The sequence below is a fragment of the Kribbella sp. NPDC048837 genome (assembly GCF_055586945.1).
In genome coordinates this window covers 857,609-877,777 of record NZ_JBVJHF010000003.1, presented here as the reverse complement: position 1 = coordinate 877,777, position 20,169 = coordinate 857,609, and the positions used below count along the sequence as shown (strand labels likewise).

Genomic DNA, 20,169 nt, shown 5'->3' with positions numbered 1-20,169 from the left:
GCCGCACTGAGGCGAGCGGTCGGTGTCGTCGGCGGGTACCTCCCGTCCTTCGGTACGGCGCCCCGAGTCCCAGTCGGTGGGCAATCGTTTTCTCATGGACCTGCCCCCGGCTTAAGGTCGCGGGTATGACGCTTGGGAATCTGTCCGGCATCAGCGCGCTCGCCGACGTCGAGTCGCGGTCCATCAGTCCGGAGAATCCGACCGGTGAGCCTGGTCAGGGTGGGCGGCAGACCGAGGGGACGGGTGCGCACGCGGCCCGGGACCTCGGGCAGGGCTGGAAGGTGTCGCCGTCGATCGAGATCGGTCCGGGGGAGACCGCGACGCTCGCGGACATCGCCGGCGCCGGCTGCATCACGCACATCTGGCTCACCACGCACGTCGACAACTGGCGGCGGCTGGTGCTGCGGGCGTTCTGGGACGGCGACGAGGCGCCCGCGGTCGAGACGCCGGTCGGCGACTTCTTCTGCTCCGGCTGGGGCAAGTTCGCCCAGGTGAACTCGCTGCCGGTGGCGGTGAACCCGAACGGCGGCTTCAACAGCTACTGGGAGATGCCTTTCACCGAGCAGGCCAAGCTCACGCTCGAGAACACCCACGACGAGTCCGTGGTTGTCTACTTCCAGGTGGACTACTGGCTGGGCGCCGTGCCGGACAAGTCGGCGTATCTGCATGCGCAGTGGCGCCGGAGCAACCCGTTGCAGGCCAAGACCGTGCACACGCTGCTGGACGGCGTCGAAGGCCCGGGCCACTACGTCGGTACGTACGTCGCCTGGGGTGTCAACAGCTCCGGTTGGTGGGGCGAGGGCGAGGTGAAGTTCTACCTCGACGGTGACGAGGAGTTCCCGACCGTCTGCGGCACCGGGACCGAGGACTATTTCGGCGGCGCGTGGAACTTCGACGTACCTCACTTAGGTGGATACACCGAGTTCAGTACGCCGTACCTGGGCATGCCGCAGGTGATCCGTCCGGACGGGCAGTACGCGAGCCAGCAACGGTTCGGCATGTACCGCTTCCACCTGCCCGACCCGATCCGCTTCAGGGAGAAGCTCCGCGTCGACGTGCAGGCGCTCGGCTGGCGCTCCGGCGGCCGCTACCTCCCGTTGCAGGACGACATCGCGTCGACCGCGTTCTTCTACTCGGCCAGGACCAGTACGACGCGACCGGACGCGCCGACGCACGACGTGATGGAGATCTGCTAACCGGGAGTCGGAAGCGCGTTCTGCAGCGCAGTGCCCGCGAGGACGACCAGGGCCGCGGTCCAGCTCAGCGGCGCCTCGCCGGCCGGCTCCAGATCCCGATTGACCTTCTCGGGCAGGGCTCCGGTGCTGGTGCGGTGCTGGTCGAGCCAGCTCAGCAACGCATCGGCGGTGGCGTGATCGCCGCGGGCCGCCGCGCTCAGCGCGAACAACGCGGTTTGCGGTGTCCAGGAAACGCCGTCCGCACGCCAGTCCTCGCCAGGCGTCACCCCACCGTTGGGCTGCGTGAGTACGGCGAGCGCCCGGTCGATCGCTGTAGATACGACCGGCCGGGCCGGCGCGAACGGCGGACCGAGGATCGTGACGATCGCGTCGGCGCCACCGCCGAGCTGGATCGGCTCGACCCCCGGTTCCACGAAGCTGGTCGCCCGGCCCGGAGTGCGCGGATAGTCCGGCCCGAAGACGCGATCAGTTGCCTGAGACAACTTGTCCAGGGCGGACTGCCACCGGGTGGCCTCGGCCTGCCGATGCTGTTCGGTGGCGATCAGGATCGCGCAGCGGAGGCCGGCCAGCAGCGGGGCTACCGTCCCGAGGGTCACCTGCTTCTCCGGCCGCTCCCAGTAGTCGGAGGACGGACCGGGCAGGCCGTTCGGTCCGAGCTCGGCGACGATCTGGTCGGCAGACTCGCTGACCAGGTCCCAGTACCGGTTGCCGGCCCGGCAGAACCAGGTTGCCCAGAGCACCCATCCGGACCCGTCCAGCTGAGGCTGACGGCCGTCCGCTATGTGCGCGCCGGTCTCGGTGTACCGGGCTTCCCAGCGACCGGTCGGCGGCCGCACGCGGTCGAGGAAGGACAGCACCTTGAGGGCTTCGTCGTACTGACCGATCGAGCAGCGGGCCGCGGCGACGAACGACGCGTCGCGCGGCCAGACGTACCGCCAGGGGCCGTCCCAGCCCGCCAGCGTCGCACCGCTCGGGAGGGTGAGGGCGTCCAGGTCGGCGAGGGCATGGCTGATCAGATCGTCGTACGGCTCGCCACCGCCCAGTGACGAGGCGGTGTGCTGTGCGGAGTGGCCGGGGACGCCGTCCGCGACCAGGCGGGGCTGCGGGTTGCGGACCAGGTTGTTCACCGTACCGGCGGCCAGGAATGCGAGCAGGACGACGATGACGACGGCCGGAAACCACCGGCCCCGCCCCCCACCGTTCTCCCGCATCGCCCCTCCCTGTCCCGCCTATTGTGCGAGGTGTTGCACCTCGGCCTCGAGCTTGCGCCGCGGTGCGAGCTCCACCAGGTACATCGCCGACAGCACCAGTGCGCCACCGACCAGCATCCTCCACGTCACGCTCTCGGACCCGAACAGTACGGCGAACGCGGACGCGAACACCGGTTCCATTGTCATCGCGATCGCCGCCCGCGTCGGATTGAGGTGTGCCTGCGCCCAGGTCTGCACGATCAGCGCGAGCGCGCCGGCGATCAGCGCCATGTAGATGACGCTGGCCCAGTCCGCACCGGAGCCCGGGACCGTGAAGCCGCCAGGCAGCGCTCCGGTCGCGCAGACCAGGGTGATCACGACCATCTGCAGGGACGAGAGACCGAACGCGTTCTGCGGTGTCGACCAGGCGCCGAGACCGATGATGTGCAGCGCGTAGAGACCGGCCGAGGCGAGCGTGAGCAGCTCGCCGGTGCCCATGCTGAGGCCGCGCAGCGACAGTACGCCGAGGCCGACAGTGGCGAGGATCACGGCGACCCAGGCCCAGCGGCCGATCTTGTGGCGCAGGATCACGGCCGCGAGCAGCGGGGTGAAGACGACGTACATGCCGGTGACGAAGCCCGACACGCTGGCCGACGTGTGCCGCAGGCCCTCGGTCTGGACCAGCTGGGCGATGCCGTAGGTGATGCCGAGGGCAACGGCCCGGCCGCGGTCCAGGCGGCTCAGCCGGGAGATCGCCGGCGGGTGGATCAGGATCAGCGCGACCGAGGCGATCAGGAATCGCAACGCCAGGTAGTCGGCGACGTCCATCCTGGTGAGCAGGTCCTTGGTCAGGAAGAACGTCGATCCCCACGCCGCCGCGACCGCGAGCAGGGCGAGTACGGCGATGCGCGGGCGGTTCACGCCCGACATCTCATCAGACGCCCGGCGTAAGCACCAAAACGAGCTACAGGACTGTGATCGTCACCGTGCTGCCCGGCTGGGCCTTCTTGCCGGCGCCCGGGTTCTGTGCGGCGACGATGTTCAGACCAAGGTTGAACGGTGCTTTCTCGACCTTCACGATGAAGCCCGCGTCGGTCAGGATCTTCTGCGCGTCGGCGGTGCTCTTCCGCTTGACGTTCGGCACGTCGACCAGCGGCGGACCCTTCGACACCACCAGCTGGACCTTGTCCTTGGCGAACAACGTGCCGCTGTTGGGCGTCTGGCTGATCACGTCGCCCTCGGGCACCTTCTCGTCGTACGCCTCGGTGCGGCCGACGACGAAGCCGAGTTTGCGCAGGGCTCTGTTCGCGTCCTTGTAGCTCTTGCCGGTCATGTCCGGGACGTTGATCGGCCGCTTGCCCTTGCTGACGGCGAAGTTGACCGAGGTGCCCGGCTTCACGACCGTGTTGAACTTCGGGCTGATCGCGAGCACCCGGCCCTGCGGCACGGTCTCGCTGTACTGCTCGTTGATCTGCCCGGTGATCAGCTTGATCGGCGCGAGCGCCTGCTGGGCGGCGTCCAGGTCCAGACCGACCAGTTGCGGCACCCGGTAGCGCTCCGGGCCCTTGGAGACGGTGAGACCGATCTCACCGTTCTTGCGGATCCGGTCGCCCGGCGCGGGGTCGGTCCTCATCACGTAGCCCTTGGCCACGTCCTCGGAGAAGTCCTGGTTGGCCGGCGTGGTCGTCAGGCCCGACTTCTCCGCCTCGGTGGCCGCGGCGGCGGGAAGCATGTTCACCAGGTCCGGCGTGGTCGTGTAGCGGTGGATGCCGTAGTACCAGGCCGCTGTGCCGATACCGATGGCTGCGGCGAGGATGACGATCAGTGCGATCAGTCCGCGGCCTCTGCGCTGCTGCGGAGGCGCTTTCGCCGGTGTGCCGGTCGGCCGGCCCTTCTCCACCGGTACGACGATCGTGTCGTGCCGCAGGGCGGGTTGCTCGACCAGTTCGGGCACACCGCGCGTGTAGCCGTCGTCGTACCCACTGTCCTGCCGGATCTGCTGGATCGGCACGGTCAGGTCGCCGGTCAGCTCCGGGTCGTCCGGCAGGCCCTCCTCGAGCGCGCTGCGCACCCGGTGCACCTGACGGCTGAACACCCGCGCGTCGGCCGGTCGCAGGTCCCGCTCGCGGGCGGTGGCGCGCTGCACGAGCGCATCGACGTACGGCGGGATGCTCGGCTGCTCCAGCGACGGGGCGGGCACGTCGGCGTGGACGTGGGCGTACGCGACCTGGATCGGGGTGTCACCGGAGTGGGGCTTGTTGCCGGTGAGCATCTCGTACAGCAGGATGCCCGCCGAGTACACGTCCGAGCGGGCGTCCGCGCTACCGTCCGTGACGAGCTCGGGCGCCAGATACGACACCGTGCCCATCAGGAGGCCCTGGGTCGCGGTGTTGCCGGTCGCGCTGACCGCACGGGCCAGACCGAAGTCGGCGACCTTCACCGCGCCCTTGTCGGAGATCAGCACGTTCTCGGGCTTGATGTCGCGGTGGACGATGCCCGCGTCGTGCGCGGCCGAGAGCGCGGACAGGATCGGCGCGAGCAGATCGAGCGCCCGCGCGGGGGAGAGCGGCGCCTGCTCGCGGATCACGTCACGCAGCGTGCGGCCGGGGATGTACTCCATCGCCAGGAACAGGGTGCCATCGTCGTCACCCTGGTCGAACACGGCGACCACGTTCGGGTGCGAGAGGCGGGCGGCGGCCCGGGCCTCGGCCACGAACCGGCGGGCGAAGTGGGCGTCGTCACCGAGCCCGTCGTGCATCACCTTGAGCGCGACGGTGCGGTCCAGCCGCATGTCGAGGGCCTGGTAGACGGTGGCCATGCCGCCCTTGGCGACGCGCGCGCCGACGCGGTAGCGTCCGTCGAGCACTCGCCCGACGAGGCGATCGCTGACCTGCGTGTCCACGTCGTCCGTCACTTGCGGTGAGCCGCCTCTCAAAGCCGTTCTGCTCTGAGAGTGTAGATAACGGCTCAGCGTGACCGTGCCAGGCTCACCGCAGGGGATCCCACCCGCGTTCGAGCTGCGCCTTGATCCGGAGCACGTTCTTCACGTAGAGCTTCGTGTCCGGGTACATGCCGTTCTTCTTCACCCCGCCGAGGCCCTGGTAGTAGCCCGCCACCGCGATGTCCAGTTTGGCCGCCCCGGTCAGCCGGCTCAGCAGCACCACACCGGCCGTGACGTTGTCCTGGGGCTTGAGCAGGTCCAGGTTCCGCCCGACGATGCTCGAGGCGAACCTGCCGGTCGACGGGATCACCTGCATCGCGCCGACCGCGTTGGCGGGGGAGACCACCCGCTGCTTCCAGCCGGACTCCTGCCAGCTCACCGCGAGCGCGAGCTCCGGGTCGACGCCGTACCGCTTGGAGGTGGTGACGATCAGGCTGCGCATCTGGGACCGGGTCGGCAGTTTGCGCTTCTTCAGCGTGGCGCGGTTGCGGTCGGCCTGGGCGACGATGTGGTCGGCGTACGTCCGGCCGGCGAAGGTGTTGTTCTTCTTGGCCGGCTTGGCCTTCGGGCGGATCTTGACCGGCACCTGCAGCGGCTTGCCGGCGTAGATGCGTGAGCTCGCGTGCAGGCCGTTGGCGGCGAGCAGGTTCGCCTGGGAACACTTGAAGCGCTTGGCGATCCTGGAGATGGTGTCGCCGGGCTTTACGACGTACGTGACCCGGCCGAGCTGGGAGCGCTTGGCGGGCTTGGCCGCGCCGGTGGACTTCTTGCCGGGGAGCTTGAGCACCTCGCCGGCGTAGATCGCGTTGCCGTTGCCGGGCAGGTTGTTCAGCGCGACGAGCGTCTTGACGGTGGTGCCGTACCGGTTCGCGATGTGGCTGAGGGTGTCGCCGTTCTTCACCGTGTAGGCGCCGAAACCGGGCGAGCCGGCCGTGATCACCGCCGCGGTCAGCACCGGCACCGCGATCCCGGTCACTATTCGTACGACGTTACGCATCGCATCCATCTCCCCGTGTGAACGTCACTTGACCGTAAGTGCTGATACTGATGTGACAACAGGGGTGGATGGGGTGCTTGTTACGCCTGTAACTCAATGTTTACAATTCAAGGCTGAACTACATGGTTGTGGTTCACAAGCTGCCGTTGCTCACGGCAACCGGCCGCGCTCAGTGACCGGACTGGCCGAACCTGCTGCCCAGGAAGGGTTTCCCCAGGTCCGGCAGGGCGCCGGTACGCACGGTCTCGGCCAGGATCTGCGCGGTGATCGGGGTCAGCAGCACCCCGTTGCGGTAGTGCCCTGTTGCCCACAGCAACCGATCCAGACCGGACGGCCCGAGGATCGGTGCGTTGTCCGGAGTGGCCGGCCGGAGACCCGCGATTGTCTCCACGAGCTCGAGCTCGTCCATGATCGGCAGCACGGTCCGCGCGTCGCGCAACAACGCGAACACCCCACCGGCGAGCACTCGAGTGTCGTAGCCGAGCTCGCTGGTGGTGGCACCGACGACCAGTTCGCCACCCGGCCGCGGAACGAGGTAGACCGAGAAGCCTCGGGCGGTCGCACGGACTGTGTGCCGCAGCGCGGGGCGGTACGCCTCAGGCACGCGCAGCCGCAGCACCTCACCCTTCACCGGTCGCACCGGTGGCCGCAGTTCGTCGGGAACACCTTCCAACTGCGACGACCACGGGCCGGCGGCACCGATCACGTGACCGGCGTGCACGGTGTCCCCGTTGTCGAGCAGTACGCCGACAGCCGTCGTACCGGAGGTGATCACGCGAGCCACGCGCCGGCGGATGAGCTGGACACCCGAGACGTCGACAGCCCGGAGGAGTGCGGCGACTGCTTGCCGGTTGTCGACGGAGTGGTCGTTCGGGACCCAGACGCCACCGGAGACACCCGTGGCGAGCAAGGGCTCACGTCGACGGGCGTCGCGACCGGACAGCTCCTCGACCTCGAGTCCGAGTCGCCGCTGGTAGTCGGCGAGCCGGCGGAGGGCAGCTGCGTCGTCGACGTCGTACGCGACCGAGAGGGTGCCGGTCTGGTGGAGGCCTGCCGACAGTCCGGTCAGCTCTTCCAGCTCTGCGGCGAAAGCCGGCCAGGCGTTGACTCCGGCCAGGTTGAGGGCCAGCAGGTCGTCCTCGCCGTACTCCACCTCGGTCACCGGGGCGAGCATGCCGGCGGCGACGTTGGAGGTCTGAGCGCCGGGCGTCGGGTCACATACCGTCACCTGGATACCGTCTGCAGCCAGGCGCCAGGCGGTCGCCAGACCGATCAGCCCGGCGCCGACCACCACCACATCGGACGTGTGCTCAGGCATGCCGTAAGCCTACTTCTGGCAGGACATGGCAGGCTTTGGGGTGTGACTGACTACACCGACCAGCTGGCCGACGCACGCCTGTACCTGTGCACGGATGCGCGTGAGAAGCAGGGCGACCTCGAACAGTTCCTGGACGCCGCACTGGCCGGTGGCGTGGACATCGTGCAGCTCCGGCAGAAGGACCTGGAGGCTGCGGACGAGCTGGCCGCGCTGGAGGTGTTCGCGGACGCCTGCAAGCGGCACGGCAAGCTGCTGGCGGTCAACGACCGGGCGGACATCGCCTTCGCCGTGGGTGCCGACGTACTGCATCTCGGTCAGCGCGACCTGCCCGTGTCTGCGGCGCGGGCCATCACCGGTCCGGGACCGGTCATCGGCCGGTCCACGCACACGTTCAGCCAGGTGAACGCCGCGGTGGCCGAGCAGGGCTCCGACTACTTCTGCGTCGGCCCGACCTGGGAGACCCCGACGAAGCCCGGTCGCCAGGCGGCCGGCCTGGAGCTCGTCTCGTACGCCGCGAGCCGCCCGCAGGCGAAACCGTGGTTCGCGATCGGCGGCATCGATCTCGGCCGGCTGGACCAGGTCCTCGAGGCCGGCGCCACCAGGGTGGTCGTCGTCCGAGCCATCACGGACGCGGACGACCCGGCCGCGGCGGCCGCGGAGTTCAGCCGGCGATTGCGGGAGGCCGGGTGATCAACAACCCGAAGACCGCGCGGATCGTCGCGATCGTGGTGATCGCCATGCTGGTGATCACGCTGGCGGCGTCGTTGTTCGGGTGCGCCGCGGCCAAGCCGTCGGCGTCCGACAGCATCGATCCGGAGAGTGGTCTGACGGTCGTCGCGGTCGCGGACCTGCCGAAGGAGGCCCAGGACACGCTGAAGCTGGTCGACCAGGGCGGACCGTACCCGTACAGCCGGGACGGCGTGGTGTTCGGCAACCTCGAGAAGCTCCTGCCGAAGCATGACCGCGGTTACTACCACGAGTACACGGTGAAGACGCCTGGTGAGAAGGATCGTGGTGCCCGCCGGATCGTGACCGGCAATGCTGGTGAGCGTTACTACACCGACGATCACTACAAGTCCTTCCGCCGCATCGCGGAAGACGGGGGCACTTCATGACCGACCTGCGCACGCTGCTGACCGACGGGCTGCGACCGGGCGTCTACCGCTGGCAGACCGACCGGACGCCGGACGAGGTACGCCTTGACGTCGTGGCGGCAGGTTGGGACTTCGTACTGCTCGACACCAGCACGATCCACGACAAGACCGGGTTCCTCGACCTCTGTGCGACCGCCTTCGATCTGCCGCGGTGGTTCGGCCGGAACTGGGACGCTCTGGCCGACTCACTGAGTGACCGGTCCACCGGTGAGCCGGAGATCGTCCTGTGGGCCGGTCTGGCGCATCTCCTCGCGCATGACCACGACACGGTCGACGTGGCCCTGCAAGTCTTCACGGAGGACATCACGAACTCCGGTCAGCTCCGCGTGCTCATCGTTCAACCGAAGGACGCCACGTCACCGGATCTCCTCAGCTCACTGCCCGTTCTGTAGCCGGCCGGCCAGGGCGTCCAGATCCGGCACGAACCAGAGGTTCCGCCCGCGGTTGCTCTCCCGGACCCAGTCCGCGAGGGACGTGCTGGTCGCGACCCGGTCCGCGATGTCGCCGACCACGGCCAGCCGCATCCGGTAGTCGACGAACTTCTGCGCGATCGCGCCGGCCCGGCCACTGCGCAGTTCGAAGAACTCGTCGCCCAGCTTCTCGGCGCGCAGGGCGACCCACTCCGCCCGGTGCTCGTAGTGCGCTGTCGCGATGAGCTGCACGACGTCGTCCACCGGGGCGTCGCTCACGTACACCCGCACCCCGCTCAACTCCTCAACCATGCCGCTAAAATACCTCAAAGGTCCCTATCGAGCGATTTATAGGGAATTCTAAGGAAGCTGCCGTAGTCTGAGGGGCATGCCCCAGGAGCTGTACTCGGTCGAGCAGGTGGCGAACCGGCTCGGTCTGCACGTCCGGACGATCCGGAACTACGTGCGCGACGGCCGCCTCAAGGCCGTCCGGATCGGGAAGCAGTACCGGATCGCGCGTGAGGACCTGGAGGAGTTCACCGGCACCACCGCGGCCGCGCTCGAGGTGGACGAGTCGACGCGACACGTGGAGGCGTCGAGCATCGTGCACATCGACGCGATCGACCGGGCCGGCGCCGACCGGGTCAGCACCCACGTGATCGGATCCCTCAATCAGAGCGGGATCGGCCGGCTCCGGGTCGAGACCGTGTACGACGAGGACCGCGCCGTGCTCAAGGTCATCATCCTCGGCGACCTGGCCCCGACCGCCGAGCTCCTCCGCCTGATCGACATGATGACGGCGCCCTAGAGCTGCCTCGACGTCGCGGCGATCGCCAGGTCCGCCAGAGCTTTACGGGCGGTGTCGTCGGCCAGGGGAGCGCGGTCGAGGGCGTCGAGCGCGTCCTCGGTGCGTTCGGTGATCAGGTCCTCGCAGGCCTGCACCGCGCGGGAGTCCTGGAGGATCTCGCGCAGCAGCTGGATCTCGTCGTCGTCCAGATCGGGCCGGCCGAACAACCGGTCGAACTCGGCCAGCTGGACCTCCGACGCGTGATCGACCGCGTACGCGACCAGCACCGTCCGCTTGCCCTCCCGCAGATCGTCGCCGGCCGGCTTCCCGGTCAGTGCCGGATCGCCGAACACCCCGAGCAGATCGTCGCGCAGCTGGAACGCCTCACCCACCGGCAGTCCGTACGCCGACAGCGACTCGACGAGCCGTTGGTCCGCGCCGGCCAGGGCCGCGCCGATGTGCAGCGGGCGCTCGACCGTGTACGTCGCCGCCTTGTACCGCAGGACGCGCAGCGCCAGGTCCATCTCCGACTCACCACTCGCCTGGGCGACCAGATCGAGGTACTGCCCGGCCGTCACCTCGACCCGGACCGCGTCGAAGAACCGCGACGCCCGGGCCAGCGCGGCCGCGTCGAAGCCCGAGGTGTGCAAGAGCTCGTCCGCCCAGATCAGGCAGAGGTCGCCCAGCAGGATGGCCGCACCGACCCCGAAGCTGACCGGGTCGCCCCCGCGGCCGGACGCCTCCGAGCGGGCCCGCTGCAGCGCCTCGAACCGGCGATGAGCGGCCGGCGCGCCCCGGCGTACGTCGGAGGAGTCCATCACGTCGTCGTGCACCAGCGCGCTGACGTGCAGCATCTCCAGGCTGGCCGCGGCCTTCAGGATCGGCTGCGCCGGATCGCCGCCGGCGGCCCGGAAACCCCAGTAACAGAAGGACGGCCGCAGTCGCTTGCCGCCGCTGGTCGCGTCCCGCGCGGCCTGCACCTGTTCGGTCAGCTCCGGCCCGATCGCGGCCAGCCGCTGCTCCTGGAGGTCGAGGAAACCGGTCAGCGCGCGCTGGACCTCGGCCGGGATGTCCACATCGGCATACACGTCTCGGAGCGTAGTCGGTACGCGCGCAGCGGTGGACACCGCGGGTAACCTGTCGCCATGGCGAACGGACTTCCCTCGACGCTTCCCGGCAACACGCCGACGATCCGCGAGCTGCTGGCGGACGGTCGCCGTTCGTTCTCGTTCGAGTTCTTCCCACCGAAGACGCCGGAGGCCGAGGAGGTGCTCTGGCGCTCGATCCGGGAGATCGAGCAGCTGCACCCGACCTTCGTCTCGATCACGTACGGCGCCGGCGGGACGACCCGGGACGGCACCATCCGGGTCACCGAGCGGGTCGCGCAGGACACGTCGCTCACGCCGCTCGGCCACCTGACCTGCGTCGCCCACTCGCGCGACGAGCTGCGATCGGTGATCGGTGCCTACGCGGGGTCCGGCGTACGCAACATGCTGGCGCTGCGCGGCGACCCGCCGGGCGGCCCGAACCAGCCGTGGGTCGCGCACCCAGAGGGGCTGAACCACGCGATCGAGCTGGTCGAGCTGATCCGGTCGCTCGGCGACTTCTGCGTCGGGGTGGCGGCGTTCCCGGACAAACACCCGGAGGCGGACTCGCTGGAGGCGGACGCGCAGGTGCTCGCGGCGAAGGCCGCGGCCGGCGCCGACTACGCGATCACCCAGATGTTCTTCGGTGCCGACGACTACTTCCGGCTGGTCGACCGGGCCGCCACGCTGGGCTGCGAGATGCCGGTGCTGCCCGGCATCATGCCGGTCACCAACATCAAGCAGATCCAGCGGATGGCCGAGCTGACCGGGATGGCCCTGCCGACCGCGGTCACCGAACGCCTGCTCGCGGTCGAGGACGAGCCGGCCGCCGTCCGCGAGGTCGGGATCGAGATCGCCACCGAGCTGTGTGAGGCGCTGCTGGCCGGGGGAGCCCCGGGCATCCACTTCATCACCTTGAACCGATCGACCGCGACCCGTCAGGTCTTCTTGAACCTGCGGTCGTCCGTCGTATCCTGAGCCATGGCTGACCCGTCGGACCTGCTCATCGATCGAACGCTCGTTCTGCTCCGGCACGCGAAGTCGGTTCCGCCCGAGACGATGCCGGACCTGGAGCGCCCGCTGTCCGACCGCGGCCGCGCCGACGCGCAGGCGGCCGGCCGCTATCTCGTTGCCCAAGGCATCGAAGCCGACCTGGTCCTGTGCTCGCCGTCCAAGCGCACCCGGGAGACCTGGAAGTGCGCCGGCCAGGGCGGGGCGACCGCGACCGACGTCTGGTACGACCGGCGGATCTACAACGCCGACACCGACGAGCTCCTCGACGTCATCCACGAGGCCCCGGCCGAGGTCCGCACGGTGATCATGGTCGGCCACGGACCGGGCATCCCGTGGCTCGCCGACGAGCTCGCCCTGGACGGCACCAGCCCGGAGCGCACCGAGCTCACCCAGAAGTATCCGACCTCCGGCCTGGCCGTCCTCCACCTCACCTGCCGCTGGGCGGACCTCGGCCCCAACGACGCCGACCTCGTCTCGTACGTCGTACCCCGCGGCTAGTTCTCCGTCGGCACCCCCCACTGGAGGGCCGGCTGCTTCCTTCTCAGGAGGCGCGGGCGGGCAACCACTGGGTGGTGCTGTTGATGGTGATCAGCCGTTGCGTCGCGCGGGTCAGGACCACGTACAACGCGCGGACGCCGCCGAGGGTGTCGGTGACGATGCGGTCGGGCTCGACCACCACGACCGCGTCGTACTCGAGGCCCTTGGAGTCCAGGGGACTGACTGCGACGACGCGGGGGTCGCCGAGCTCGGCCAGGACCGGGTCGACGATCGGGCGCAGCTTCGGGGGCACGATCACGCCGACTGTGCCTTCGACCAGCTGGAGCAGCTCGACCGCGGCGTCACCGGCGGCCTCCGCGACCTTGCCGTCGTCGACGATCCGGTGCTCGGGCTCGACGCCCGTACTGCGGACCGCGTTGGGCAGATCCGCGTCCGGCAGTGTCTGGCGGATCACCTCGCCGGCGAACGCGTAGATCTCAGCCGAGTTCCGGTAGTTGGTGGACAGCCGGAACGCGTGCCGCTGCAGGTGCGACAGCATCGAGTCCATCGCCGCCCGGGCCTCGTCCGGATCGGGCCACGAGCTCTGGGCCGGGTCGCCGACGATCGTCCAGCTCGCCTGCGGGCCGCGCCGCGTCACCATCCGCCACTGCATGGGGGAGAGGTCCTGCGCCTCGTCCACCAGCACGTGTGCGTACTCCTCCGGCTCCTCCGCCTCGCGTGCGGCGGCTGCCCGGGCCCGGCGCTCGGAGGTGGTGAGCACCTCGTTGACGCCGTCGCTCAGGCCTTCCAGCCAGTCGAACTCGTCGTCCTTGGCCTCCGTGATCGGCGGCCGCCCCAGGAACGAACTCAGCTCGTCCAGCAACGCCACGTCGGCAATGGTGAACTCGTCCGTGCTGCGGATCGCCCTGGCGAGTGCGTCGATCTCTCTCGGGGTCAGGTCGTTCCGGGCCCAGCGCTGCAACCGGCGTGGATCACCGAGCCAGCGCAGGACCGCCTCTGGCGTCAGCACCGGCCACCACTGGCTGAAGAATGTCCTGAAGGCAGGCGTGTCGGACACCCGGTCACCGAACGCCTCACGGTCGCCGTAGACCCCGGTCCGCAGGTCTTCCGGGAACCTCTGCCACAGCGCGGCCACCAGGCCCTTGCGGGCTTCGGTACCGGCCCTGTTGCGCGGCGTCCGGCGCAAGGCGTTCCGCCGTACGTTGTCGAGCTGGTTGGCGTCCAGCTCGATGGTGGCGCCACCGATGAACACCCGCAGCGTGGTCGGGGCAGTCGGCACGCGGTCGCGCGCAGCCCGCGACAGTACGCCGCGCATCCGCAGGGAGCCCTTCACTGCGGCCGCCTCGGCTTCGTCGACCGCAGTGGCCTTCACGCCGTCCACCAGCTCGCCTACTGCTCGCAGGGACACCGTGTTCTCGCCAAGGCTCGGCAGCACGCGCTCGATGTAGGCCATGAACGCGGCCGACGGCCCGACGACCAGTACGCCGCCACGCTCGAACCGCCTGCGGTCGCTGTAGAGCAGGTACGCCGCCCGGTGCAGCGCGACCACCGTCTTGCCGGTGCCCGGTCCACCGCCGATGACGGTGACACCACGAGCTGGAGCCCGGATCGCCTCGTCCTGCTCGGCCTGGATGGTGGCGACGATGTCGCGCATCGTGTGACCACGAGCCCGCGACAGGGACGCCATCAGCGCGCCCTCGCCCATCACCGGCAGGTCCTCGGGCGCACGCTCCGGCGCCAGCAGGTCGTCCTCGAGCCCGACGATCCGCGGGCCCTTGTTGCGCAGCACGCGCCGCCGGACGACCTTGAGCCGGTCCGTCGAGGTGGCGCGGTAGAACGGCTCGGCCGCCGGTGCGCGCCAGTCGATCACCAGCGGTTCGTACTCCGCGTCCCGGACACCGATCCGGCCGACGTACAGCTTCTCGAGGTCCTCGGCGGCCTCGGCGGCCGGCTGGTCGTCCCCGTGGTCCGAATCGAGCCGGCCGAAGACCAGGCCCTCGTGCTCGGCGTCCAGCTCGGCGATCCGGCGGGCGGCGGCGAACACCAGAACGTCGCGCTCGTACAGGCCGGTCTGCTCTTCCTCGCGGACCCGGCCGACGTTCTGCGCCTGTGCGCGCTGGTGCCCTTCGACAGCGATCCGTGACGCCGATCGGGCCGCCTCCGCGACCCGGTCGTAGACCCGGTCGACGTGTTGTTGCTCAGCCGCCAGCTCAGCCCGCTCGACGTTCTCATGATCGGCCGGCGTGGGGGTTTGATCCACCGAGGTCCTCTCTACTGCCGGGCACCATCCCGACACGGAACACAGGAACCATCAATCTTAGTGTGCCCGGTTTCCCAACCCCAGCCCGGTCTCAGGCCTTCCCGATGGCGTCGGCGACGATCGCGGCGCCGAGCGTGGTGGCGGGTACGCCGGAACCGGGGTGCGCCCCCGCGCCGACGCAGTACAGGCCCTTGACCGGGGACACGTTGGACGCCCGCCGGCGGGCGGTCCGGTAGCCCTCCCAGGCCACACCGGCCCACCAGGACGGCGACGTCTGCCGCGACACCACCTTGTCCCGGACGTGCAGCCCCCGCGCGACCAGCAGATCCAGTACGTCGTCCGTCGGGTAGCCGTGGACCAGTACGGACCAGGCCTGGTGCCCGGCCGGCGCCTGTCCACCGGTCCGGACGACGACTGTCGGCGTACCGTGCAGGACCGTCTCGAAGGGCAGCGTCGGCACCGGCTCCCGCAGTCCCAGGTGTACGACGTACGCCGCCTGCGCCTGATGTGTCGCGCGGATCTTCTTGCGCACCTTCTTGGCCGCGGGGTCGTCCACCAGGTGCTCGTAGAGCTCACGCGGGTCGATGTCGCTCACGACGATGTCCGCCGGCAGCTCCGTCCCGTCAGCCAGCCGTACGCCGGTCACAGCGCCACCGGCCGTGCTCACGGCGACCACCTCGGCGCCGGTGTGGACGGTGACCTTGCGCTCGCTGGCCCGCTGCACCAGGGCGTCCGCCAGGGCGCCGAACCCGCCGTCGATCGTCCAGCGGCCGAACGTGCGCTCCAGATACGACCACACACCGACGTACCCGGGGGTGAGCTTCGCGTCGGATCCACCTTGCGCCGCGAAGTGCCGCAGTACGGCGCGAGCCCGGTCGTCAACGAGCTCGCGCTGGGCGACCTTCTCCAGCGACTGCCAGGGCTTGAGCGCCCGGACTGTCTTGAGCGGAAGTTTGTCCTGCAGCGGTGGTTCGAGCGACGTCTTCCGGAGGATCTGCCAGGTCTCGCCGTAGCCGTCGACCAGTGCGGTCCACCGCTCGGCAGCGGTCGCGCCGATCAGTTCGGTCCAGGCCTCTTCCTGCGCTCCGCGATCGCTGACCGGCAGGTCGAGCACCGATCCGTCACCGAACATGTGCCGTCGTGGGTCGGTCACCGGCTCCAGCTGGACCAGACTCTCGATCGGGCGACCACTCTTGCGGAACAGGTCACGCAGTGCGGCCGGAAGCGTCGTACTGGCGGCTCCCGCGTCCCAGATGAACCCGTCCGCTTCGACGCGGCCCAGCACGCCGCCGAGGTGCTCGTCCTTCTCGCAGACGGTGACCTGGTGCCCGAGCTTGGCGAGCCGGACTGCACTGGCGAGTCCGGCCAGGCCGGACCCGATCACGATCACGGTGGCCATCAGACGGCACTGCTCCCCGTCGCCGGGTCACGCCGTTTCTCCCGCCACGCCTTGAACCGGAGGTAGCCGCGCCGGATGAAGCGGAACGCGAAGTACACCCCCATCAGACCGAGGAACAGCAGGATGCCGGCGATGATGAGCGCGGCCTCCGGGTGGAACGCGGCCAGCGACACCACGCCGACGACGGTGATGTCCTCGGCCGACGACGCGGCGATGTTGGTGGCCGGCTCGGGGGAGGTGTTGATCGCCAGCCGCAGACTCGACTTCACCGAGTGCGAGAGCAGGGCGACCAGTCCGCCGGTGGTCGCGATGACGGCCTGGTGCAGCGTGGTCGCCTCGCCCGCCAGCATCGCGGCCAGGATCGCGCCGATGGTCGGCCGGATCACCGTCGAGATCGCGTCCCACGCGGAGTCGATGTACGGAATCTTGTCCGCGACGAACTCGAACGCGAAGAGAACACCCGCTGCGATCAGCACCGGTGTCGTGGTCAGTGCGGCCGGTACGTCGTCGGCACCGGCGAAGCGGCCGAGCAGACCGAGAATCAGCACGCAGGCGTAGGCATTGATGCCACTGGCCCAGCCCGTCGTGAACGCCAACGGCAACGCTTCCATCGTCGTGCTCCGTAACCCTCGGTCGCCGTCCCGTGCGCGGCATGGTTTCGTCAGTATCGAACCCTTTGGCATGAGTTTTGGTTAACCGTTGACATCCGGCTCGCCTCGACTCACAGTGACTAGGCTGCCAGTCTTTGTGACCGGCACCCGCCCTTGGGTTCAGGAGAACAACATGCTGCGTCGTCCGAAGATTCTCGCCGCACTGGCTGCGGTAGCGCTGCCCATCACCCTGACCGGCGTGTCGTCAGGAGGTCCGCCCGCCGCCGCGGCGCCCCCGCCGGCACCGGCCGCCGTCGCGGCCACGGCGTACAGCGCGGCCGCCGCGAAGTACGGCGTACCGGAGTCCGTGCTGCTGGCCGTGTCGTACGCGGAGTCCCGCTGGGACGACCACGGTGGCGCGCCGAGTACGTCAGGTGGCTACGGCCCCATGCACCTCACCGCGCTCGGCGCGTCGGAGGTCGCGGACCTGTCCGGCAAGCAGAAGGTCGCCACGGCCGACTCACTGCAGACGCTCGACAAGGCCGCCAAGCTGACCGGTCTCGACGCGTCCGCGCTGCGCACCGACACGACCGCCAACATCAACGGTGGTGCCGCGGTGCTGGCGTCGTACCAGCGGTCCCTCGGTCTGCCCGTCGGCGCCGAGACCTCTCCGGCCGAGTGGTACGGCGCGGTCGCGTCGTACGCCGAGGCCGGGGACAAGGTGGCCGCGGCCGGCTTCGCCGACGACGTCTACTCGATCATGGCCCGCGGTGCCGCCCGGACGACGAACACCGGCCAGCAGGTCGTGATGCCCGCCGTCGCGGTCACGCCGGACAAGGCCCAGGTCAACAAGCTGTCGCTGCCCGCGGGTGTGAAGCCGTCCACCTCCAACGTGGAGTGCCCGCCGTCGCTCGGCTGCGAGTGGCTGCCGGCGCCGTACTCGGAGTTCGGTACGGCCGGTGACTACGGCAACCACGACCTGGCGAACCGGCCGAAGACCGGGAAGATCGACTACATCGTCATCCACGACACCGAGGGCACCTGGCAGGGTGTGCTCAACCTGGTGCAGGACCCGACGTACGTGAGCTGGCAGTACACGATGCGGTCGTCCGACGGCCACACGTGGCAGCACGTGAAGGCGAACGACGTCGCCTGGCACGCCGGCAACTGGTACGTGAACATGCACAGCATCGGCATCGAGCACGAGGGCTTCGCGCCGCAGGGTGCGACCTGGTTCACCGAGTCGCTGTACCGCAACTCGGCCAAGCTGGTGAAGTACCTGGCCGCCAAGAACAACATCCCGCTCGACCGGGCGCACATCATCGGCCACGACCAGGTGCCGGGCACGGTCCCGTCCACGGTGCGCGGCATGCACTGGGACCCGGGACCGTACTGGGACTGGGAGCACTACTTCGACCTGCTGGGCGCGCCGATCTACGGGCACAACGTGTTCCCGGTGAAGGCCGGCTCGATCGTGACCATCAAGCCCGGCTTCGCGGGCAACGTGCAGGTCGTCAGCAACTGCGACGCTCCGGGCACCCAGTGCACGCCGCAGGGCACGAACTTCGTCTACCTGCGTCAGGCGCCGGACGACAACGCTCCGCTGGTCAAGGACGTCGGACTGCACCCGGACGGGAGCGACGGCACCACTGACGTCTCCGACATGGGGTCACGGGCCGCCGCGGGCTCGCAGTACGTCGTGGCGCAGCGCCAAGGGGACTGGGTCGCGGTGTGGTACCTGGGCGCGATGGGCTGGTTCAAGAGCCCGGCGTCGGCCCCGGATGCGTTCGCCAAGCCGGGTCTCGTGGTGAAGCCGAAGGCGGGCAAGACCTCGGTGCCGGTCTACGGGCGTGCCTACCCCGAGCAGGCGGCGTACCCGGCCAACATCCCGTACCAGACGGTCACGCCGCTGCAGTACTCGATCGGCGCGGGCCAGGCTTACCCGGTCGGTGACCTGAACATCGAGACGGACTACTACCGGGCCGTGACGTTCGCGGAGCAGCCCCCGGCCGACCACGTCCAGGTGCTGGGCAAGGACCGGTACTTCCAGATCTGGTTCGGCCACCGGATGGCGTACGTACGCGCCGCCGACGTGGACGTCCAGCCCGCCTTCTAGGCTGGGTGTCGTGATCGACGAGGCCGTCCAGCGACTGCTGGACGGCTTCGTCACATCTCTACGCCGGCTCGCCGCCGTCGAGGCAGTCTGGCTCCACGGCTCACTGGCCTTGGGGGATTACCAGTTGGGGCGCAGCGACCTCGATGTGGTCGCGGTCGTGTCCGCGCCTCCACCGGCAGCGGTCGCCGAGCTGCACCGGCGGCTGATCGCGTCTTCTCCGCTCGCCGCCAAACTCCACTGCTCCTACCTGGTCGCCTCGGAGCTCGCCGATCCCTTGATCCGCCACGCGACCTTCGCGCAGGGCCGGTACTTCGATCGCCCGGTGACGCCGGTGACCCGGCGGGAGCTTGCTTTGAGCAACGTGTCGCTTTACGGGCCGCCACCGTCGTCATTGCTGCCGGCAACCAGTGATGACGAGCTGTTCGCCTTCATCCGGCGGGATCTGCGCGACTTCTGGCTGCCGGTGACGCGGAAGCGGACTCCCTGGTACGCCGACATCTGGGTCGACCTCAGCCTGCTCACGATCGCCCGGGCGCACGTCACGCTCACGACGGGGGAGCTGATCACCAAACGCGCGGCCCTCGACGTGTTGCCGTCGCTGGACGCCCCTGGTGCGGTCGTCTCCGACATCGCTCGGCGGCGGTACGGTCCGCACCGGCGCGTGCTGCCATGGTGGCGGCATCGCCGCGCGGTGCTGACCCGGCAGTTCGTCCGGACGGCGATCCCGTCGGTGCTCAGTTGACGGTGATCGGCGTGCCGTTGGTGAGGTCGAGGAGTTCGGCGTACGTGGTGGGGAAGACCGAGTGCGGGATCCCGGCGGCTGCCCAGATGACGTCGTACTGCTCGAGGGCGGAGTCGACGTACGTCGGGACCTGGCCGGGGTGGCCGACCGGGGCGACGCCGCCGATCGACTGACCGGTGTGCTCCTTGACGAACTCCGGGGTGGCGCGGCGCAGCTTGCCGATACCGAGCTCGGCGGCGACCTTCGCGGTGTCGACCCGGTGCGCGCCGGACGTCAGGATCAGCACCGGGGTGCCGTCGCCGTCGAAGATCAGACTGTTCGCGATCGCGCCGACCTCACACCCGAGCTCGGCCGCCGCGGCCGCGGCCGTCGGGACCGCCTCGTCGAGGATCACGATCTCACCGGTGGCACCGGCCGCGTGGAGTGCGTCGGCCACCTTCTGCACATTGGGATGACTGCTCACCCACAGCAC

The 20,169-nt window shown here is 69.5% G+C and carries 20 protein-coding genes; 9 read left to right on the top strand and 11 right to left on the bottom strand.

Annotated features, from left to right (window positions below):
- Nucleotides 1–125 precede the first annotated feature (125 nt).
- Nucleotides 126–1,196, top strand: a complete 1,071-nt coding sequence (locus ACZ6O0_RS19745; protein ID WP_465766363.1) for a glycoside hydrolase family 172 protein — start codon at nt 126–128, stop codon at nt 1,194–1,196.
- Here ACZ6O0_RS19745 and ACZ6O0_RS19740 read toward each other — a convergent pair.
- The 5 genes from ACZ6O0_RS19740 to thiO form a co-directional block, all read right to left on the bottom strand.
- Nucleotides 1,193–2,407 (bottom strand): glycoside hydrolase family 15 protein, encoded by a 1,215-nt coding sequence (locus tag ACZ6O0_RS19740; RefSeq protein WP_465766362.1) that lies wholly within the window; start codon nt 2,405–2,407, stop codon nt 1,193–1,195. The genes ACZ6O0_RS19745 and ACZ6O0_RS19740 overlap by 4 nt on opposite strands.
- Nucleotides 2,408–2,425: 18 nt before the next feature.
- A complete protein-coding gene (locus ACZ6O0_RS19735; protein ID WP_465766361.1) occupies nt 2,426–3,316 on the bottom strand; it encodes a DMT family transporter in 891 nt (296 codons plus the stop codon).
- 34 nt (nt 3,317–3,350) lie between these two features.
- Nucleotides 3,351–5,300: a Stk1 family PASTA domain-containing Ser/Thr kinase gene (gene pknB / locus ACZ6O0_RS19730; RefSeq protein ID WP_465766360.1), complete on the bottom strand. Its 1,950-nt coding sequence runs from the start codon at nt 5,298–5,300 to the stop codon at nt 3,351–3,353.
- Nucleotides 5,301–5,373: 73 nt separating this feature from the next.
- Nucleotides 5,374–6,333: a LysM peptidoglycan-binding domain-containing protein gene (locus ACZ6O0_RS19725; protein WP_465766359.1), complete on the bottom strand. Its 960-nt coding sequence runs from the start codon at nt 6,331–6,333 to the stop codon at nt 5,374–5,376.
- 160 nt (nt 6,334–6,493) lie between these two features.
- Nucleotides 6,494–7,642, bottom strand: coding sequence for a glycine oxidase ThiO (gene thiO / locus ACZ6O0_RS19720; protein WP_465766358.1), 1,149 nt, complete (start codon nt 7,640–7,642; stop codon nt 6,494–6,496).
- A gap of 42 nt (nt 7,643–7,684) precedes the next feature.
- Between thiO and thiE the strand changes: the two genes are divergently transcribed.
- The 3 genes from thiE to ACZ6O0_RS19705 are packed head-to-tail and all read left to right on the top strand — an operon-like array spanning nt 7,685 to nt 9,188.
- Nucleotides 7,685–8,332, top strand: a complete 648-nt coding sequence (gene thiE / locus ACZ6O0_RS19715) for a thiamine phosphate synthase (protein ID WP_465766357.1) — start codon at nt 7,685–7,687, stop codon at nt 8,330–8,332.
- Nucleotides 8,329–8,757 (top strand): guanyl-specific ribonuclease, encoded by a 429-nt coding sequence (locus ACZ6O0_RS19710; RefSeq protein ID WP_465766356.1) that lies wholly within the window; start codon nt 8,329–8,331, stop codon nt 8,755–8,757. Before thiE ends, ACZ6O0_RS19710 begins: the two co-directional genes overlap by 4 nt.
- Nucleotides 8,754–9,188 carry a barstar family protein gene (locus ACZ6O0_RS19705; protein ID WP_465766355.1) on the top strand — a complete coding sequence of 145 codons (435 nt, stop codon included), beginning with the start codon at nt 8,754–8,756 and terminating at the stop codon, nt 9,186–9,188. Before ACZ6O0_RS19710 ends, ACZ6O0_RS19705 begins: the two co-directional genes overlap by 4 nt.
- Here the strand turns inward: ACZ6O0_RS19705 and ACZ6O0_RS19700 are convergent.
- Complete coding sequence (locus ACZ6O0_RS19700; RefSeq protein WP_465766354.1) at nt 9,171–9,518, bottom strand: DUF4180 domain-containing protein; 348 nt, start codon at nt 9,516–9,518, stop codon at nt 9,171–9,173. The two genes, ACZ6O0_RS19705 and ACZ6O0_RS19700, sit on opposite strands and share 18 nt — an antisense overlap.
- Nucleotides 9,519–9,594: 76 nt before the next feature.
- On the opposite strand from ACZ6O0_RS19700, the gene ACZ6O0_RS19695 reads away from it, so the two are divergent.
- A complete protein-coding gene (locus ACZ6O0_RS19695) occupies nt 9,595–10,014 on the top strand; it encodes a helix-turn-helix domain-containing protein (RefSeq protein ID WP_465766353.1) in 420 nt (139 codons plus the stop codon).
- Here the strand turns inward: ACZ6O0_RS19695 and ACZ6O0_RS19690 are convergent.
- The gene (locus ACZ6O0_RS19690; RefSeq protein WP_465766352.1) at nt 10,011–11,081 is read right to left on the bottom strand and encodes a polyprenyl synthetase family protein; all 1,071 of its coding nucleotides are present in this window, start codon (nt 11,079–11,081) and stop codon (nt 10,011–10,013) included. The genes ACZ6O0_RS19695 and ACZ6O0_RS19690 overlap by 4 nt on opposite strands.
- Before the next feature lie 57 nt (nt 11,082–11,138).
- On the opposite strand from ACZ6O0_RS19690, the gene metF reads away from it, so the two are divergent.
- Both metF and ACZ6O0_RS19680 read left to right on the top strand, forming a co-directional pair.
- Complete coding sequence (gene metF, locus ACZ6O0_RS19685; protein ID WP_465766351.1) at nt 11,139–12,056, top strand: methylenetetrahydrofolate reductase [NAD(P)H]; 918 nt, start codon at nt 11,139–11,141, stop codon at nt 12,054–12,056.
- A gap of 3 nt (nt 12,057–12,059) precedes the next feature.
- A complete protein-coding gene (locus tag ACZ6O0_RS19680) occupies nt 12,060–12,590 on the top strand; it encodes a SixA phosphatase family protein (protein ID WP_465766350.1) in 531 nt (176 codons plus the stop codon).
- Between the two features lie 43 nt (nt 12,591–12,633).
- Here ACZ6O0_RS19680 and ACZ6O0_RS19675 read toward each other — a convergent pair whose 3' ends face one another.
- From ACZ6O0_RS19675 to ACZ6O0_RS19665, 3 genes are all read right to left on the bottom strand, one after another.
- Entirely contained in the window at nt 12,634–14,850 is a 2,217-nt protein-coding gene (locus ACZ6O0_RS19675; protein WP_465766349.1) for a HelD family protein, read from the bottom strand.
- Between the two features lie 91 nt (nt 14,851–14,941).
- Nucleotides 14,942–16,249 carry a phytoene desaturase family protein gene (locus ACZ6O0_RS19670; RefSeq protein WP_465766348.1) on the bottom strand — a complete coding sequence of 436 codons (1,308 nt, stop codon included), beginning with the start codon at nt 16,247–16,249 and terminating at the stop codon, nt 14,942–14,944.
- Nucleotides 16,249–16,860, bottom strand: coding sequence for a DUF4126 domain-containing protein (locus tag ACZ6O0_RS19665; RefSeq protein WP_465766347.1), 612 nt, complete (start codon nt 16,858–16,860; stop codon nt 16,249–16,251). The genes ACZ6O0_RS19670 and ACZ6O0_RS19665 overlap by 1 nt, the downstream gene beginning before the upstream one ends.
- Before the next feature lie 172 nt (nt 16,861–17,032).
- Here ACZ6O0_RS19665 and ACZ6O0_RS19660 point away from each other — a divergent pair, with 172 nt between their 5' ends.
- Both ACZ6O0_RS19660 and ACZ6O0_RS19655 read left to right on the top strand, forming a co-directional pair.
- Complete coding sequence (locus ACZ6O0_RS19660; protein ID WP_465766346.1) at nt 17,033–18,955, top strand: N-acetylmuramoyl-L-alanine amidase; 1,923 nt, start codon at nt 17,033–17,035, stop codon at nt 18,953–18,955.
- Nucleotides 18,956–18,965: 10 nt separating this feature from the next.
- Complete coding sequence (locus tag ACZ6O0_RS19655; protein WP_465766345.1) at nt 18,966–19,697, top strand: nucleotidyltransferase domain-containing protein; 732 nt, start codon at nt 18,966–18,968, stop codon at nt 19,695–19,697.
- On the opposite strand, the gene ACZ6O0_RS19650 is transcribed toward ACZ6O0_RS19655, so the two are convergent.
- Nucleotides 19,690–20,160: a YbaK/EbsC family protein gene (locus tag ACZ6O0_RS19650; RefSeq protein WP_465766344.1), complete on the bottom strand. Its 471-nt coding sequence runs from the start codon at nt 20,158–20,160 to the stop codon at nt 19,690–19,692. The genes ACZ6O0_RS19655 and ACZ6O0_RS19650 overlap by 8 nt on opposite strands.
- Nucleotides 20,161–20,169: the final 9 nt, after the last annotated feature.